The organism is Actinoalloteichus fjordicus (genome assembly GCF_001941625.1).
Classification (GTDB): domain Bacteria; phylum Actinomycetota; class Actinomycetes; order Mycobacteriales; family Pseudonocardiaceae; genus Actinoalloteichus_A; species Actinoalloteichus_A fjordicus.
Map to the genome: position 1 here is coordinate 3,576,857 of NZ_CP016076.1, position 16,353 is coordinate 3,593,209.

Consider the following 16,353-nt stretch of genomic DNA (forward strand, 5'->3'; position numbering starts at 1 on the left):
ATTCCCTTGATGCCGTCGGGGTCAGAGGGTGTCGAGGAAGGCGGCGAGCTCGGCGGCGCCCTGGTACAGATGGGCGCGCAGGCCCAGGTCGCGGGCGGCGTCGATGACCTCGGCGATGTCGTCGACGAGGACGAGGCGTTCGCGAGGGACACCGGCGACGGTGGCGACGTGGTCGAAGAACGCAGCGGTCGGCTTGGTCACGCCGATCTCGTGGGAGCAGTGGACGGTGTCCAGGACCGGGAGGTGCTCGCGGTACAGCTCGCGCCAGAAGTCGGCGTGCAGGGTGTTGGTGTTGGAGACGCCGGCGATGTGGTGGAAGAGGGCACGGACATCGGCTGCGCCCAAGAGTTGGATCAGGTCGGTGTCGACCGTGCCGTAGATCGAGTTCCAGCCGACGACGATCTGTTCGTCGTCCACGTCGAGGTCGAGCAGGTGGCGCAGGTGCTCGAGGTAGGCGGCGGGGCTGATCTCGCCGCGCTCGAACGCATCGAAGGGACCATCGATCTGCCAGCGTTCGCGCAGTCGGCCTGCGTCGACGCCGGCGGCGTCCGCCCAAGCGGCCAGGGCGGCGAGGAAGGAGTAGGAGAAGAACACCCCGCCCATGTCGATGAGGAGGACGGGTTGCTGTTGGTCACGCGGGGGCATGGGCAGACTCCGGAAGGGTGAGGAGGTGGCGGTAGTGGTTATGGATCTCCCGGCGGCGCGGCTTGCCGGTGCTGGTGACCAGGCCGAGGTCTGCCCAGGAGTCGGGCAGGACGTGGACTGCCGCCAGGTCGGACCACGGAACGTCGCCGCGCCGTCGGGCGGCTTCGGCGCTGTCGTGGAGCTCGCGTTGGAGGGCGGCGACGTGTGCAGGGATCCAGGTGGCGGTGTCGGGTGCACAGACGAGGGCGACAGCGCGGGGCAGGCTGTGACCCAGCAGGCAGGCGGCGATCACGGCGGGGTGGGTGAGCAGGTGGGCCTCCACCGGCTCGGGGCTGATCATCTCGCCGCGGGAGGTCTTGAATGCCGAGGCACGGCGGCCGACCGGATGGAGTGTGCCGTCGTCGGCCGCCCGGATGAGGTCGCCGGTGGGGAGCCACCCGTGCCTGCCGGTGACCGGACGCAGACGGGGCCAGCGGTCGACGTACCCGGCTGCCAGGTTCGGCCCGCGCAGCAGCAGCTCGCCCTCGTCGGTGAGCCGGTGTTGGACGCCGACCGGCCGGCCCAGCCCGAGTAGTGCTGCGTCGGGTTGGTGGAAGGCGGGGACGGTGGTCTCCGTCGCCCCGTATGCATCGGCGATCCGTATCCCGGTACGGCGCTGGAGTTCGGCGGCGACGGCCCGGTCCAGGGCGGCGGCCCCGTTGACGGCCGTCGTCACCCCGGCCAGGGCTGCGCACAGGAGCTGGCCAGCTTCGTCGTTCTGCGCGCTCGCAGAGGCCAGACGGGCCCAGAGGTGCGGGACCCCGAGCAGCGTGTCCGGCCGGTACGCGACCAGGTCGTCGGCGGCGCGGCCGGGGGTGGAGGCCACGACGGTGGTCCCGTACAGGCACATCAAGGTGTGACCCATGAGGCGCTGGGCAATGTGAGAGATCGGCAGGTAGGACAGGGTCCGGGTGGGGCGGGCGGTCCACTGGGCGGTCCAGGCGCGGACTCCGCGCACGAGCGCCGTCTCGTTCAGGACGACCGCGCGCGGCGCACCGGTGGTGCCGGAGGTGAACACCACCGTGGCGGCGGGTTCCCTCCTCGCTTCAGCCCAGCGGCGGGCGACGGCACGCCACTCCACGGGTGTTCCCGCTGGACGGCAGTTCGCCTCGTCCACCCGATGCAGGACGGTCCCGGTCCTGGATGCCTCGTCATCGAGCAGGCTGCGGTCCTGGCCCGTGGTGTCGATGACGGCGGACGGGTCGACGACCCGCCATACCGCCGTCAGCTGCTCGTGGGTGAGGTCGGGCAGGACGGCAGGCACCCCACCGGCCACGAGCACCGCCAGGTCGGCGACGCCGAACAGCGGCCCCGGCTCGCTGCGCAACAGCACCACGCGCCCCGCTGTTCCGCCTCGGACACGTAGCCGTCGGGCGATGGTGAGGGCGCGGCCGAGGACGTCGTCGAACGACCACGCGGTGCCGTCGAGATCGATGGTGGCGGTCTGTTGGCCGGGCTGGCGGAGGAAGTGGTGGAGGAGTCGGTCCGGCATCACAGGTCCTTCCCTGTGGTCGCGGACAGCTCGTATGCGCCGGTCAGCTGGCGGCCTCGTGCGGCGACCAAGGCGTGGCGGGAGATCACCACGGCGTCGCGCCAGCAGCCCTCCAGGCCGTGGCGGCGGTGGACGGCGGCGGTACCGGCGGCGTCGAACAGGTCTCGACATGCGTGCTCGGCGGCCTCGGCCATCTGGCAGCAAGCCGAGCGCAGCAACGCCCGTTCACCAGCTGGCACCTCGCCGATTAAGGCACTAGTCCAGGCAGCGGTCGTCGCCGTCTCTAACAGCGCAGCTGCGGCGCGAATTCGGCCGTGAGCGCGAGCGAAGATCGTCTGAGCGATCGGTTGATCGGCGAGCGTCCCTGCCGGGTGCCGGGTGTCGGTGGTGGCGGCCAGTTCGGTGAACGCGGTCAGCGCCCGCGTGGCAGTGGCCTGTGCCACTGCGGCGATGCATCCGGCCATCAGGCCGTAGAGCGGGTACCGGTAGAGCGGTGTGTCGAGGCGCGGCGGGTCCGTCAAGGCGATGCTGTGTGCGAGAGGGACCTCGGTGTCGCAGGCGACGGTGAAGGAGGCGCTGCCGCGTAACCCCAGCGCATCCCAGTCCTCTTTCACCGTCACCGCGTCGCGCGGCACCAGCCACCAACGGGGCGCCTGGGTCCCCTCAACGCTGCGGACGGGGGCGGCGAGTGCGGTCAGCGTCATCGCGGGCGCGCCGGTGACCAGGGGCCATCGTCCGCTCAGGCGAACATTCGTCCCGTGTTGCTCGGTGATTCCGGCGGGCAGGGACGATCCCGCGATCACCGGATTGCGGCCAGCCAGGTCACGGGCGACGGCCGGGTCCAGGCGCGACAGGAAGGCGCCCGCGGGGGCGTGGATCGCGACGACCCATCCGGCCGCCGGATCAGCGGCGGCGACCTGGTGCACCGCGTCGAGAATCCGCGGCACCGACCATTCGAGGCCACCGCAGTGGGTGGGCACCGCGACGCGCGGCAGTACGGATTCCTCCAGCATCCGCCACACCTTCGGGTGCAATGTGCCGTGCCGCTCGCCGTGTTCCCTGTGCGCTTTGGCTGCCTCGCTGAGCCGTTCCACGGCGTCGAATCCGGCCAAGGCGAGGTGTTCTTGGACAACGGTCATCACGATCTCCACTCAGGTCAAATACATCGAGAAGGTCAGGGCTGATCAGTCGGGGCCGTTCCACGGCTGCCTGGAATGAGCAGGTCGCGCAGCACGGCGCCGACCGTGTCGAGCAGGTCGCGCGAAAACCAGCCCGGGCCGATGTCGGCGGCGAGCACGATGCCTGCGGTGCCGACCAGATGACAGGCCAACGCCGCCGCGTCCAGCGCGGGAAGCGCCTGCGCGAGCAGGCCGGCTGCGACGCCGGCCAGCACGTCGCCCGTTCCGTGGCGCGCCAGCCACGGATGCCCGACCGGCACCTCCAGGGTTCGAGCACCGTCGGTGATCCGGTCGGGGTCTCCCTTGGCCACCACCACAGCGCCGACCTCCCGTGCCAACGCGGCCAGCGCCAGCGGATCGATCGTCTCCCCGCGACCCGGCTGGCGTGTGGTGGGCAGCAGCGCACGGGCCTCATGCAGGTTGAGGAGCACCACGTCCGCACCCAGTGCCTGGATGCGCCGCCGGGCTGTCACTCCCCCGCCGAGCGACCCGTCGACCACCAGCGCCGCCGACCGGTCCTGCCTGCGGGCCTCGATTAGGGCATCCAGCACCTGCCGGGCCTGCGGACTGCCGCCCAGTCCCGGCCCGACCAGCCACACCACCCGGCCGCGGGCGCCGTCGGCTTGGAGACGCTCAGTCGCCTGGGCCGACGTCTCGGCAACCGCGCGGACTGTCGCGGCGTTCAACTCCGGACCTGACGCCTCGAGCAGATGCGCCTCGAGAACCGTCTGTTGGGAGGCCGGCCCTGCCGGAGCGGCGATCCGCACGCCGTGCACCCCAGTACGCCTGGCTGCCAGGCCGGCCAGGAACGGCGGCGCGCTGTAGGCGCGCGAACCGCCGATCACAATCACCAGACCGCCATCGCCCTTCACGCCGCCGGAGGCCACCGCCGCCGCCCGCCGCGCCGCCGCCCGCACGACGGCCTCGCCCACCCTCACCACGTCCACGGCACCGACCCGTCCCGATGATCAACGCGACCGGAACTCGCTACGCTCGAACTCCGACACAGACGCACCCGGCTCGACAGACGATCTCGGGCCGCATCGAGGGGACCGCCGTGACCACACCCGTCCGCACCTGGGCCAAGCTCCTCGCCGCTCTCCTGCGCGGCGACGACCTGACCACAGCGGACACCCACTGGGCCATGGGCGAGGTCATGAAGGACAACCACGAGCCCGTCGCCTTCGCCGGTTTCCTGGTCGCGCTGCGCGCCAAGGGTGAGACCGCCGCAGAGATCAGCGGCCTGCTCGACGCCCTCATGGAGCGGGTCGTGCCGCTGCCGGTCGACGGGTCGAGGGTCGTCGACATCGTGGGCACCGGCGGCGACGGCGCGCACACGGTGAACATCTCCACCATGGCCGCGATCGTCACGGCCGCGGCCGGGGCTCCCGTGGTGAAGAACGGCGGACGCTCGGTCTCCAGCAAGAGCGGCTCCGCCGATGTCCTGGAGGCCCTCGGCCTGCCGCTGTACCTCGGCCCCGAGCAGGTCGCCCGCTGCCTCACCGATCTTGGACTCGGCTTCACCTTCGCCCCGACCTTCCACCAGGGCCTCAAACACGCCGCCCCCGTCCGGCGCACCCTCGGCGTGCCCACCGCGATCAACTATCTCGCGCCACTGACCAACCCCGCACGCCCCGGCGCCGCCCTGGTCGGCTGCTCCAACCCCCAGATCGCCCCCGTCCTCGCCGCCGTGCTGGCCGAGCGCGACGCCAGCGCCCTGGTGGTTCGCGGCCACGACGGACTGGACGAGATCACCACCGCCGCTCCCACCGACGTATGGGCGACCACAGCAGGAGGCGGCGTCCGCACGACGACGCTCGACACCGCCCGCTTCGGTCTGGCCCGCCCACAGCCAGACGCACTGCGCGGCGGCGACGCCGACTACAACGCCCGCGTCGTCCACACCGTGCTCAGCGGTGCGCCCGGAGCCGCCCGCGACGCCGTCCTCGCCAACGCCGCCGGTGCCCTGGCAGCCCACAGCGGAATCGCCGGGCGTCAGGCATCCCTCGAGGACGCCTTCGCCGACGGCCTCGATCGGGCCCGCACCGCCGTGGACAGCGGTGCCGCCGCCGACCTGCTCGAACGATGGATCACACTCGCCTCCACAGTGGCCGAACCCCGCTGACACGCGCCTCACCCCGCCGACCCGTCGTTCAGCAACGGCACCCGACGCGACCAGTCCTGCACCGCTGCCCAACGCTGCGGTAACTGCGGGACACCGATAGCGCGTACCAGAGCCGCAAACGCCTCGCCCCGCTGCTGCGGCACCCACCGATCCTCCGCAGACGCCTCCAGGCATCCCCGGTACGCCGCCTCCACCACCGCGAGCGGCGCCACCAGGCACGAAGAGGAATCGGGGTGACTGGCCGACGCGGATGCCACCAGGGCCGCCCGCTCACGCCAAGGCAGGAACACCGCGAGCTCGCGCACCACGTCCACTGGATCGTCGCTGGTGTGCACCATCGTCAACAGCCGATTAGGACTCCCCGCCACCGACCGCAGCGAATCCACCGACCGAGCCGACGGGTCGTTGCCACCCTTCAACCGAGTCAACCGACGCGCCGAGTCACCCTCCGCGTGCCGGTAAAGAACCAACAGCCCCGGTCCCAGCGTCGCCACGGCGTCCAACAACAGCAGTCGCTCGGCCGTCGCGCGTTTGAACTGCCACCACCACAGCGCCCGCACCCCGCCCCGGTCCACGCGCACCACACACGCACCGACCGGAACGAAGCCGCTTCCGGCGATCCTCTCGATCAGCCCCCGCGCGGAACCGGCTGCAACGACGTCCGGGCGCAGCCACACCAACCCTGTCTCAAGGGCGAATCGAAGCGCCTGGGGCTCGCCGAGTACTCCGACCAGGGTCGTCCAGCCCTCCCGCACCAGCGGGTCCACGCCGTAGCGAAGCGCCTTCTCCCGGTCCATCGTCAGTCGGTCGAGAGGAGGCACCGGCATGTCGCCCCACGCGGCGGTCCGGCCCACCTCTTCCCCTGCGCACGCAGTCACTTCAGTACCCTCCCGATCGTGCCGCATCTGGGCTTCTTCAGCAGAACCACCACAGCGCTATCAGGGCTTGTGTCCCAGAGGCTAGCGCCGTGAAATTCGTGAACCGGGAGCCATCTGTGTGAAATCACATGAAACCGTGCGGCCATTGCGCGATAGAGTCATCCTCTTCCAAAGGTGAGCAACAGCTAGTCGAGCAGCGAGTGTCAGATCATCAAGATCGCGCCAAATCTCAAGGGTCACCGTTAGCAGCGGGTTGAGCCGGAAGACTGAAAGCAAGAGGCGAACGATCGCCGCTAATCACCCTCCAAGCTGGTATTGCGAACCCTCGTAGGGACTATGAAGACGTCATCGCGTCCAACCTGGTCGGCGGGCTCGCGGACAGTTGCGAACCCTCGTAGGGACTATGAAGACCTCCTGCGCGGATTCGGGAAGCTCAACAGGCAGCTTGTTGCGAACCCTCGTAGGGACTATGAAGACCCCACCGTGACCGTGAGGAGCCCCCGTGCCCGTCCCGTTGCGAACCCTCGTAGGGACTATGAAGACCGGGGTCCCTTACTGTTTGTGCGTGAGCCTCCTCGGTTGCGAACCCTCGTAGGGACTATGAAGACGACGCGCGCGCATGCAACGACGGCCGTCGCACAGGTTGCGAACCCTCGTAGGGACTATGAAGACCCCCTCGCACCCCCGATTCCGGGGTGCGGGGGGCTTGTTGCGAACCCTCGTAGGGACTATGAAGACACCTGCTATCTCGACCACACGGCCGTCGTCACGCTGTTGCGAACCCTCGTAGGGACTATGAAGACGACGGTGGCACCGCGCGCTCAGTCGCCGAGTACAAGTTGCGAACCCTCGTAGGGACTATGAAGACCCGAGAGTAAAGTCGCAGGTCAGCACCTCTGCCACCTTCGCTCTGGAGGCTGATTTTTCAGGGATCCTCCGGTTTGACGTGGAGGCCCGGGGGTTCGCTGAAGATGGGTGGGCCTCGCTGCTGATGGTCATCGACTAGCGAACAGCCCTTCTCCGTCAATCCCGACCTCTTCACAACGCGCCGAACGGCATGCCGGCTTCTTTCTCATCCATACTGCTCCGCTGGCCGTCGAGCCAGACCTGGGCGTACTCGCCCGTGCCGAGTCGCGACCACCGACTCAGTCCTCCTGGAGCCCAGCACAACCAACTCGGATCGGGTGCTCTTCAGGACGGATGTTACGGCTTGGACCCGAGCGCCTCAATCATGCCGAAGAGAGCCGCCCCGGACGCAAATGACACGACCTTGATCAGTTTCACCCCCGCTTCTTGCATGCCTGTCGGCTGCGAACCGGTGTACACCGCCACCCCAACGACGGTCAGTACTGCTCATCGGTTGAAGTCGCGCTGCTGAAACAGCATCTGCAGGGCGCCCCCACCGGCAGCCGTCTGGAGGCAACTGCACCCAGCGCGAGGCGCCCATGACAGGCGGCTGCGTCGCCCGTACGTCGGCATGCGCTGGTTAGAGCGCCCCGAGTTGCGTCGGCTGGCTCCTGCCTTCTGCGCGGGTGAACAAGCCCTCAGCCCGATTGATGTCTCGGGCCCTCTCTGTCAGGCGCGGCCTCGGCCCCTCATCTCGCGGGGCTTGCCGCTCCATGTGCCTTCGTACGTCAAGTTCCCGACTCACGTAGGCGGAGCGGCTGAGCTCGAACGTGCACAGCTCGCGCCGCTTCCTGCCGTATTCGGGAGCTAGTCTCTTTCGGCCGTAGTTTCAGCGGACCTCTGTCGGTGCATCGCCAGGCGTAGGTCCGCTGAAGTGAGCGATGCAGGCGGAGGCACTCGGGCGCCGAATCGTTGGGCTGTATGGGTGAAACTCAGAGGGATTTGCCAGCATGATCGGCGGCCCGAATCCAGGTGACGGCCGAGGTTCAGGGCCGGAGTCGGCTACGCTTTCCCTGCCTGCACAGGCTGATCATCGGCCCGCGTTCGGGGTAGCAACGCGGCTCCTTTCATGCTTGTTCGTGTTGGGCAGGAGTACTCATCGCCCCTGGTGGTAGGGGTTTCGGGGTGACATCGGAAGGATCGGTGTCACCCCTTTCTGGTATCTGATGGCGCGTGCCGTTCCGCTGATGCCGAGTCGTTCCCAGTGGTGTGGTCGTGCACTCCGAAGGGCTGTCGTCGTCGGGGAATCCCGCACCGAAATCGGAGCATCAAAGGTGCCGCCGACGCTGTGCTATTAGTTCGCCGTGAACCGAGTTCTGGAGGTGTCATGCGGCTGCGGGTGGAGGTGACCACGGCGGCTCAGGAGATCCCGTGGCGGGATGTGCTGCGGCCGGGTCGAGGGATCGTCTACGAGATCCTTTCCGAGTTCGCGCCCGAGCTCGGTGCCCGGCTGCACGAGTCGGGTTGGGGGCCCTATCGGATGGTGCCGGTGGGGCACAGCGCACCGCGATTCTCCGGTGCTGCTCGGCGTCGCGATCATGGTCGCTATGTGACCGGCGGGCCTGGCGTCGTGGAGTTCTCCAGCCCGCTTCCTGAGGTCGTCGAGGCGTTGACTGCGGGGTTGTCGCGGGCCCGGGTTCTGGACTGGGGCGGGACGGCCCTTCGGGTGTCGGGCGTGACGGCGGTGGAACCGCCGGACTTCTCCGACGGTTCGGCGCGGATGGTCTCGGTGACGCCGGTGGTGGTGAAGGGGCCGCCTGCGCGGGACGACGCGGGAGGTCGGGTGCGGGCGCAGCGGTGGTTGTTGCCGGGTGAGGCGGAGTGGGAGGTGTTCTTCCTGCGGAATCTGCGGCGGAAGGCCGAGTCGTTGGGGCTGGACCCGGAGGTGGGGTTGACGGAGGTGTGGCGGGTCGGTCCGAAGCGGTCGTTCGCGGTGGGTGAGGGCAAGAAGATCGGTGCGGAAGTCGGTGTGACGCTGGCCGGGGCGCCGGAGACGTTGCGGGCGGTGTCGTCCTGGGGTCTGGGTGTCGCGAATCTTGCCGGGTTCGGGTCGGTGGCGTCATGAGCACGTCGACGGCTGCGACCGCCGGGGTTCTCGTGGAGTTGACGGCGCATCCGATGCAGCGGGCCGGCGCGTTCGCCTTGGCGGCGTTGGCCCGGAGAGATCATCCGCAGGAGGTCGGTGAGGATGAGTTCGGGGCGGTGTGGGCCTTGATGACCGACGATGCCGCTGCGGCGACACGGCGTCTGGACGCCAAGCAGCCGGGTGCGTTCCTGCTGGCGGCCAGCTACGGGCTGTGGCCGAACTGCAAGATGAACATCCCGAGCATGCGACGGCTGTCGGCCGAGCAGCGGGCCGAGGCGGTGGAGCAGTGGCGGGCGCCACGCGACCCGGATTGCCGGATCGATGCGGCCTGCGCTCTGTGTGGGCAGGCGGCGTGCGGGTTCTTCGGGAAGGTCGACGTGCCGCTGGCGATGTCGGTGGAGTACCGCAACACCACGGTGCCCGGGCACGCCGGGTTGGCGCTGTGTCGGGGATGCCTGGCCAGTTTCTATGCCCTGCCCTATGCCTGCTACTTCCAGGGAGGGCGGGCGGCGATCCTGCACAGCTGGGATGAGGCCTTCCTCGGCCCCGCGATCCGGGGCCAGGTGGTCGAGACGAGTCGGCGGATCGCGAGCATGTCCACGGAGAAGCCTGCGAAGACGGCTTATGCCCGTGAGCAGGTGGCGTTGGAGCGGCTCCGTCGGTACTCGCATCCGGTGACGGCGGACGTGTCGCTGATCGCGTTCACCAACAGCAACCAGGAGCAGGAGTTCAGCGAGTACCGGATCAGTCTGCCGCTGGCGATCTGGCTGCGGTCCACCGCCCGGCAGCCGGAGCGGAAGGCGGCATGGTCGGCGTTGGAGCGGGCCTGTCATTCCGAGCGGGTTGCCGGGTCTGCGGCGCTGGCCGGGCTGCTGGTCCGTCAGCCACATCGGATCGTCGGGCGGGTGGCCCGATACATCTCGACGCGAACGGCCGACTCCCGAGGGTCGGAAGTCGGCGACGAGATCACCGGACTCGTGGAGTTGCTCCAGTCATTCGTGAGAGAGGTTCAGCAAGTGAACGAGCAACAGCTTCAGGAGATCGTCGAAGTCGGAAACCGAGCTGCCGCCTTGATGACCGTGACGAAGAAGCAGGTGAACACCCTGGTGGTGGCTCACCGCAAGCCGAGCGATCTCCGCCGCTGGCTGCACCGCTGCACCGTGGACTGGCTGTTGGCACGTGAGAACCCGGCGCTGACCAGCATTACCGACACCAGCAAGCCGTTCATCTCACCCACCCAGTTGCGGTGGTTGTTCGAGTACGGCGACGAGGCGTGGCTGTTTCGGGACCTGCTGTTCACGGCCGTGCTGGCCGAACTGCAGCGCCGAGGTCACCAGCCCGATACCCAAGACCAGCAAGAGATCAAGGACGCCCTCGACGAGGACGTCACCGACAAGGAGGACGAGCAGTGACGTATCTGGTGGGAACCCTGATCCTGGAGATCAAGGCAGGGGCGCCGAACAACGGCCGGGGCGAGGACAACGTCGCGAAGGTCAAGTCGACCCGCGTCGGGATGAAGACCTACCCGTATGTCTCCGCGCAGGCGCTGCGTCGCTGGTGGCGGGACTCGCTCCCGTCGAGCGAGGAGCGCGCTCCGGTGGTGCGCTCGGGCAAGGGGAAGAAGCAGCAGGCCTACACCGTGGGGCGGGGAGATCTGTACCTCGACGATGATCTGTTCGGCTACATGGTCGCGGTGGAGAAGAAGTCGTTCAACCGGGACACCGTGCTGGCGGTGGGCACGGCGATGTCGGTGGCACCACGGCAGATCACGCAGGACTTCGGCACGATGAGCCGGGGCTTCGAGGTCGGTGCCGATCCGGTGATCCATGAGCACGAGCACTACACCGGTGACCTGTCCAGCCCGCTGCTGCTGGATCTGCCGCGTATCGGGACCTTCCAGCTCCACGGCAAGGGCAACCGGCCGGACCTCGCCGAGGAGGTCGTCGAGGAGGTTCGCGCAGGCGGCATCGAGGAGGTCGACTTCCGGTTCGGCACGGCGCTACGGCTGCCCATCGCGGAGCGGCGCAGGCGGGCGGCGGTGCTGTGGCGGACGCTGGCGGAGCTGCGGGGCGGTGCCAAGCAGTCGCTGCACTATGGGGAGCGGTCTCCGGCGCTGGTCGTGCTCGCCCCGATCAAGGGCGGGAACAATCCCTTCACCCGGTTGATCGGCCACGATCTCGGTGCCACGGTGGTCGACGTCGAGGTGCTGAAGGAGGAGATGGCGGCCTGGGCCGACGAGCTCGACGGCCCGGTGCTCATCGGCTGGGCCCCCGGCTATCTGCCCGATCAGCGTGCGCAGGCCCGCAGTGCTCTCGCGGAGCTGATCGCCGACGGACAGGTGGTCTTCGGTCACCCCCGAGTGATCCTGCGCGACCTTGCCGACTCGCTGACCAGCGGAGACCGCGACAGCTGGTTCGAGGATCCCTCGTGAGCATCCCGGCGCTGGAGGTGACCGTCGCTGCGCCGGTCGCCTCCTTCCGTAACCCGCTGTACCCCGGTATGCAGGTCGGTCTGCCGTGTCCACCGCCGTCCACCGTCGGGGGCCTGCTCGCCGCTGCGTCGGGCAGCTGGGCCCGAGTCCCGCAGCACACCCGGTTCGCCATGGCCTTCCACGTCGAGGCGGCGGGCAAGGACCTGGAGACCTTCCATCCCCTGGCCGAGGTCGGGGTGAAGACCACCCCGGTGCCCAAGGACCGCGACTACCTCTGGGGGACCGCCCTGACGCTGTGGCTGATCGAGGACCTCGACCTCTGGGCAGCGCGACTGCGGCGGCCCGTGTGGCCGTTGCACCTGGGGCGCAGTCAGGACCTCGCCTCGGTGCGAACCCGGCGTGTCGACCTGGACGAGGTCTGCGGTGAGCAGCGGCGCGCGGTGATCCTCGACCATCCTGAGGCCAGCGGAACCCGCCTGCGGCTGACCACGGCGGTCAGGGAGGACCGCAGCCACACCCGCTGGGACGACTACCGCTACGCCGACCCCCTGACCACCGAACACCAGTCCCCACCGGGCAACCGGCTCCCGGTCGGCTGGTCCACCGACACCGGTCAGGGCGTCGCCCTGCTGCCCGCGTTCCACCCCGCGCTGGTGGAGGCGCGCTCGTGACCGACGGTCTCGACCACCTGTGGGCCAAGAGCCCCGACGAACACGATCCCGCCGCCGGCGGCGAGAGGCTCACCACCCACAGCGAACACACCCGTGCCGCCGTCCCGCTGATCCGGCGACGCGTCGGCCGGCTCCGCGCGCTGCCGGAGACGTGGTGGCCTGCCGCCGAGTTGGCCGCGCTACTCCACGACTGCGGCAAGTGCGACTGGGGATTCCAGTGCCAGGTACACCAGGGCGTGCCGTGGGGACAGCGCCACGAGGTCCTGTCGCTGGGCTTCGTGGGGCTGCTCGTCCCGGACTCTGCCGAGCGGGACCGGATCGCGGCAGCGGTGGTCACCCATCACCGGCCGCTGTTCGATCGGACCGGGGAGAGGCCCGTCGACTGGGCGATCCTGCCGATCAACCTCACCGACGACGAGCAGGCGTTGGGGCGGACGTTCACGGTCGCCGAGGACGAGGACACCCTGCGTCGGCTGCTCCGCTGGTACGCCGACCAAGCGACGCGCCACGGCCTGGCGGTCGACACCTCCCGGGTGGAGACGGCCACCCGCGACGACGTTCGCGCGGCGACCCTCGACCTGCTGCAGCGGCTCGCGAAACGCTGGCGCCCGCTCAGCTTCGCCACCGCCGACGCCGACGACGGACTCGCCCACGTGCTGCTGCTGGGTGCGGTGACCTTCGCCGACCACATCGCCTCGGGTCACGGCGAGCTGCTGCTCACCGAGCCGCTGGCCGGCTACGGCGGCCGAGTCGCCGCCCGGCTCGCCGCCGCCGGACATCGCCTGGCCGAGCATCAGGTCACCGCCGTGACGGTGTGGCACCTGCTCCTGGTGGCTCCCACCGGCAGCGGGAAGACCGAGGCCGGGCTGATGTGGGCGGAGAAAGCCTGGCAGGAGATCGCCGCCGACACCGGAGGCCGCCCGCGAGTGCTCTACCTCCTGCCGTTCCTGGCCTCGATCAGCGCGATGGTCCGCCGGCTCCGCGACGGCGATCACCTCGCCGACGTCGGAGTCGTGCACTCCAAGGCGGGCACCTTCCACCTGCACGAGCTCACCACCGCCCGCACCGCCGACCAGCCCGGTCCGGGCGAGGAACTGCTGCTGGAGGATGCCGCCATCGCACTGGACCACGTCCAGGCCAGTAAAGATCACCGTGAGCAGCTCCGCGTCACCACGCCCTACCAGCTGCTGCGAGCGGCGTTCCTCGGCGCCTCGGAATCCTCGACACTGCTGGACACCGCCAACAGCGTCTTCGTCTTCGACGAACTCCACGCCTACGAGCCCGACCGGCTCGGGATGATCCTGGCGATGATCGGACTCTGGGTCCACCGACTCGGCGGCCGGGTGGGCATCCTCAGCGCCACTCTGCCCCAACGATTCCGGAAGATCCTGCACGACACCATCGGCGACACCCTGACCACCGTCGACGGATTCACCGCCGACGACCGACCCTTGCGTCACCGCCTGCGGATCAGCCAGGACCACCTCACCTCCGAAGCCTCCATCGCCCGCATCACCGAAGACCTGCGCGCCGGGCGGGCGACGCTGGTGGTCACCAACAACGTCGCCGACGCCCTCGAGCTCTACCAGCGGCTCGGCCCAATCGCCCACGAACAGGGCGACCCGGCGATGCTGCTGCACGCACGCTTCCGCAACGACCACCGCGCCGCGATCGAAGAACGGATCCTCCGATGCTTCGGTACGGGCACGCCGCAACGCCGAGGTCTCCTCGTGGCCACCCAGGTCGTCGAAGTCAGCCTGAACGTCGACTTCGACGTCCTGCACACCTCCGGCGCCACCCTGGAAGCCCTGCTCCAGCGCTTCGGCCGCGTCAACCGCCGCGGTGACCGAGAACCGGCACCGGTCTGGGTCTGCGCGCCGGACTACCGCACCCGGCGCGCACGCCGCGGCGGCGGCAGCGCCGAGGAACTCTGGGCCGACGGCGTCTACGCCGAACAACCCACGCGACTGGCCTGGCAACACCTCACCCCGCACGACGGAGAGTGCATCGACGAGATCCACGCCCAACGCTGGCTCGACGCCGTCTACGACACCGACTGGGGACGCGACTGGGAACAGCTGGTCCGACGAGCACAGCACCGCTTCACCAGTAGCTTCCTCGACTTCACCAGCCCCTTCGACAACCGCGATCACCTCAAGGACGACTTCTACGCGACCTTCGACGGCACCGAGGCCGTCCTCGCCGAGGACCTCCCGTCCTACCGAACCGAACGACGTCGAGGCAAGACCGGCGAAGGCCGCCTCCTGGCCTCCCGATTCCTCATCCCACTCCCCGACCACCTGCGATCCCGCAGCAAGTACGCCGCCCGCCTCGGCATCACCGTCATCAACGGCGACTACGACCCCGAACTCGGACTCAAAGGCATCCTCGAAGACCAGCGCTACCAACCCGGAGAGATCCTGTGATCACCGCCGACGACGTGGGCGGCGTCCACGTCAAGTACCTGTACCACTGCCCACGCCAACTCTGGCTGTACGCCCGAGGATTCCGCCCCGAACACCTCAACGACGCCGTGCAACTCGGCACCGCCGTCCACGAACTGTCCTACTCCCGCTTCAGCCCCGTCGACCTCGGCGCCGCCACCCTGGACCACCTCGACAACCAGCTCTGGGTCCACGAGATCAAGCACTCCGCGAAGCGCCGGGAAGCCGACCGAGCCCAAGCCCGCCACTACTGCCATCAACTCGTCCGCATCGGCGTCGACGTGCAAGGCGCCGTCCTGCACTACCGCAACCCGCGCAAGACCGAACGCTTCCCCTACACCGACGACGAACACCAGAAAGCCACCGAGGACATCGACCGTGTCCTTGACATCGTCGCCCAGGCGGAATCCCCGCCCAAGCTCGGCCGGACCAGCTGCCGAGGGTGCAGCTACCTCGACTACTGCTGGAGTCAGTGATGCCCGCGACCTCTCGAACCTACTGGCTGACCACGCCCTGCCGCCTGCGCCGCCAAGACGACAGCATCCGCGTCGAACGCGACGGCCACCCACCCACGTTCCTGCCCATCGAGGACGTGCGCGACATCATCGCCGCCGCCGAGGTCGACCTCAACACCTCCATGATGAGCCTGCTCAACAAGCACCGCATCCAGATCCACATCCTCGGCTACTACGGCGACTACGCCGGATCGTTCCTACCCGCCGAGACCGCCGTCTCGGGAACCGTCGCCCTCAACCAGATGAGACTGGCCTCCGACGACGAACACGCCCTGCCCATCGCCCGAGCCCTCATCGACAACGCCGCCTTCAACATCCGCTGGGTCATCGACAGGAAACTGCTCACCCGCTCCTACGGCGTCCTCAAGGAATCCATCGCCGAGGCCACCACCCGGGAACAACTCATGGCCGCCGAAGGCAACTTCCGACGCAACGCCTGGGAAGCCCTCGACACCAAACTGCCCGACTGGCTCCAACTCGACGGCCGCAGCCGCCGCCCACCCCGTAACGCAGGCAACGCCGTCATCAGCTACATCAACGGAATCCTCTACGCCCGCATCCTCAGCGCACTACGCCTCACCCCGCTGCACACCGGCATCGCCTTCCTCCACGCCACCATGCAACGCCACCGACACTCCCTCGCCCTCGACCTCGCCGAAGTCTTCAAACCCCTCTTCGCCGAACGCATCCTGATCCGCCTGGCCAACCGCCGCCAGCTCAAACCACAACACTTCGACATCAACACCAACCAGGCCATGCTCAGCGAATCCGGCCGGAAACTCATCGTGCAGACCGTGCGCGACGACCTCGCCGAAACCGTCAAACACCGAACCCTCGGCCGCAACGTCTCCTACGACGAACTCATCTACCTCGACGCCCTCGCGCTCACCCGCACCTGCCTCGAAGGCAGCACCTACGCACCGTTCCGCGTCTGGTGGTGACC

Annotated in this window: 13 protein-coding genes and 1 CRISPR repeat array; of the genes, 8 read left to right on the forward strand and 5 right to left on the reverse strand. The window is 68.8% G+C overall.

Annotation, left to right across the window (positions count from 1 at the left end; all coding sequences use genetic code 11):
- Positions 1 to 21: 21 nt before the first annotated feature.
- Genes UA74_RS32875 through UA74_RS15890 form a run of 4 tightly spaced genes read right to left on the reverse strand, consistent with a single transcriptional unit; the run spans position 22 to position 4,286 of the window.
- Complete coding sequence (locus UA74_RS32875; RefSeq protein ID WP_198042724.1) at positions 22 to 645, reverse strand: HAD family hydrolase; 624 nt, start codon at positions 643 to 645, stop codon at positions 22 to 24.
- Positions 632 to 2,176: an AMP-binding protein gene (locus tag UA74_RS15880; protein ID WP_075764654.1), complete on the reverse strand. Its 1,545-nt coding sequence runs from the start codon at positions 2,174 to 2,176 to the stop codon at positions 632 to 634. Before UA74_RS15880 ends, UA74_RS32875 begins: the two co-directional genes overlap by 14 nt.
- Entirely contained in the window at positions 2,176 to 3,315 is a 1,140-nt protein-coding gene (locus UA74_RS15885) for an acyl-CoA dehydrogenase family protein (protein WP_157442234.1), read from the reverse strand. Before UA74_RS15885 ends, UA74_RS15880 begins: the two co-directional genes overlap by 1 nt.
- A 35-nt stretch (positions 3,316 to 3,350) precedes the next feature.
- Complete coding sequence (locus tag UA74_RS15890) at positions 3,351 to 4,286, reverse strand: ADP-dependent NAD(P)H-hydrate dehydratase (RefSeq protein ID WP_198042725.1); 936 nt, start codon at positions 4,284 to 4,286, stop codon at positions 3,351 to 3,353.
- Between the two features lie 125 nt (positions 4,287 to 4,411).
- On the opposite strand from UA74_RS15890, the gene trpD reads away from it, so the two are divergent.
- Positions 4,412 to 5,479: an anthranilate phosphoribosyltransferase gene (gene trpD, locus UA74_RS15895; protein ID WP_075766163.1), complete on the forward strand. Its 1,068-nt coding sequence runs from the start codon at positions 4,412 to 4,414 to the stop codon at positions 5,477 to 5,479.
- A gap of 8 nt (positions 5,480 to 5,487) precedes the next feature.
- Here trpD and UA74_RS15900 read toward each other — a convergent pair whose 3' ends face one another.
- Positions 5,488 to 6,306, reverse strand: coding sequence for a nucleoside-diphosphate kinase (locus tag UA74_RS15900; protein WP_198042726.1), 819 nt, complete (start codon positions 6,304 to 6,306; stop codon positions 5,488 to 5,490).
- Positions 6,307 to 6,671: 365 nt separating this feature from the next.
- A CRISPR array of direct repeats spans positions 6,672 to 7,225; the repeat unit is 30 nt; unit sequence GTTGCGAACCCTCGTAGGGACTATGAAGAC.
- A gap of 1,365 nt (positions 7,226 to 8,590) precedes the next feature.
- On the opposite strand from UA74_RS15900, the gene UA74_RS15905 reads away from it, so the two are divergent.
- Genes UA74_RS15905 through cas1b form a run of 7 tightly spaced genes read left to right on the forward strand, consistent with a single transcriptional unit; the run spans position 8,591 to position 16,351 of the window.
- A complete protein-coding gene (locus UA74_RS15905) occupies positions 8,591 to 9,328 on the forward strand; it encodes a CRISPR-associated endoribonuclease Cas6 (protein ID WP_075764662.1) in 738 nt (245 codons plus the stop codon).
- Positions 9,325 to 10,761 carry a hypothetical protein gene (locus UA74_RS15910; protein ID WP_157442235.1) on the forward strand — a complete coding sequence of 479 codons (1,437 nt, stop codon included), beginning with the start codon at positions 9,325 to 9,327 and terminating at the stop codon, positions 10,759 to 10,761. The genes UA74_RS15905 and UA74_RS15910 overlap by 4 nt, the downstream gene beginning before the upstream one ends.
- Positions 10,758 to 11,780, forward strand: coding sequence for a type I-B CRISPR-associated protein Cas7/Cst2/DevR (gene cas7i / locus UA74_RS15915; RefSeq protein WP_075764666.1), 1,023 nt, complete (start codon positions 10,758 to 10,760; stop codon positions 11,778 to 11,780). The genes UA74_RS15910 and cas7i overlap by 4 nt, the downstream gene beginning before the upstream one ends.
- Positions 11,777 to 12,451, forward strand: a complete 675-nt coding sequence (cas5, locus tag UA74_RS15920) for a CRISPR-associated protein Cas5 (protein ID WP_075764668.1) — start codon at positions 11,777 to 11,779, stop codon at positions 12,449 to 12,451. Before cas7i ends, cas5 begins: the two co-directional genes overlap by 4 nt.
- The gene (locus UA74_RS15925; RefSeq protein ID WP_075764670.1) at positions 12,448 to 14,877 is read left to right on the forward strand and encodes a CRISPR-associated helicase/endonuclease Cas3; all 2,430 of its coding nucleotides are present in this window, start codon (positions 12,448 to 12,450) and stop codon (positions 14,875 to 14,877) included. Before cas5 ends, UA74_RS15925 begins: the two co-directional genes overlap by 4 nt.
- Positions 14,874 to 15,371: a CRISPR-associated protein Cas4 gene (locus tag UA74_RS15930; protein ID WP_075764672.1), complete on the forward strand. Its 498-nt coding sequence runs from the start codon at positions 14,874 to 14,876 to the stop codon at positions 15,369 to 15,371. The genes UA74_RS15925 and UA74_RS15930 overlap by 4 nt, the downstream gene beginning before the upstream one ends.
- Positions 15,371 to 16,351 carry a type I-B CRISPR-associated endonuclease Cas1b gene (gene cas1b / locus UA74_RS15935; protein WP_075764674.1) on the forward strand — a complete coding sequence of 327 codons (981 nt, stop codon included), beginning with the start codon at positions 15,371 to 15,373 and terminating at the stop codon, positions 16,349 to 16,351. Before UA74_RS15930 ends, cas1b begins: the two co-directional genes overlap by 1 nt.
- Positions 16,352 to 16,353 lie beyond the last annotated feature (2 nt).

Bases quoted from the DNA above. Each gene is read 5' to 3' on its own strand.
- UA74_RS32875 (WP_198042724.1), bottom strand. From the start codon at position 645: ATGCCCCCGCGTGACCAACAGCAACCCGTCCTCCTCATCGACATGGGC.
- UA74_RS15880 (WP_075764654.1), bottom strand. From the start codon at position 2,176: ATGCCGGACCGACTCCTCCACCACTTCCTCCGCCAGCCCGGCCAACAG.
- UA74_RS15885 (WP_157442234.1), bottom strand. From the start codon at position 3,315: ATGACCGTTGTCCAAGAACACCTCGCCTTGGCCGGATTCGACGCCGTG.
- UA74_RS15900 (WP_198042726.1), bottom strand. From the start codon at position 6,306: ATGCCGGTGCCTCCTCTCGACCGACTGACGATGGACCGGGAGAAGGCG.
- UA74_RS15905 (WP_075764662.1), top strand. From the start codon at position 8,591: ATGCGGCTGCGGGTGGAGGTGACCACGGCGGCTCAGGAGATCCCGTGG.
- UA74_RS15910 (WP_157442235.1), top strand. From the start codon at position 9,325: ATGAGCACGTCGACGGCTGCGACCGCCGGGGTTCTCGTGGAGTTGACG.
- cas1b (WP_075764674.1), top strand. From the start codon at position 15,371: ATGCCCGCGACCTCTCGAACCTACTGGCTGACCACGCCCTGCCGCCTG.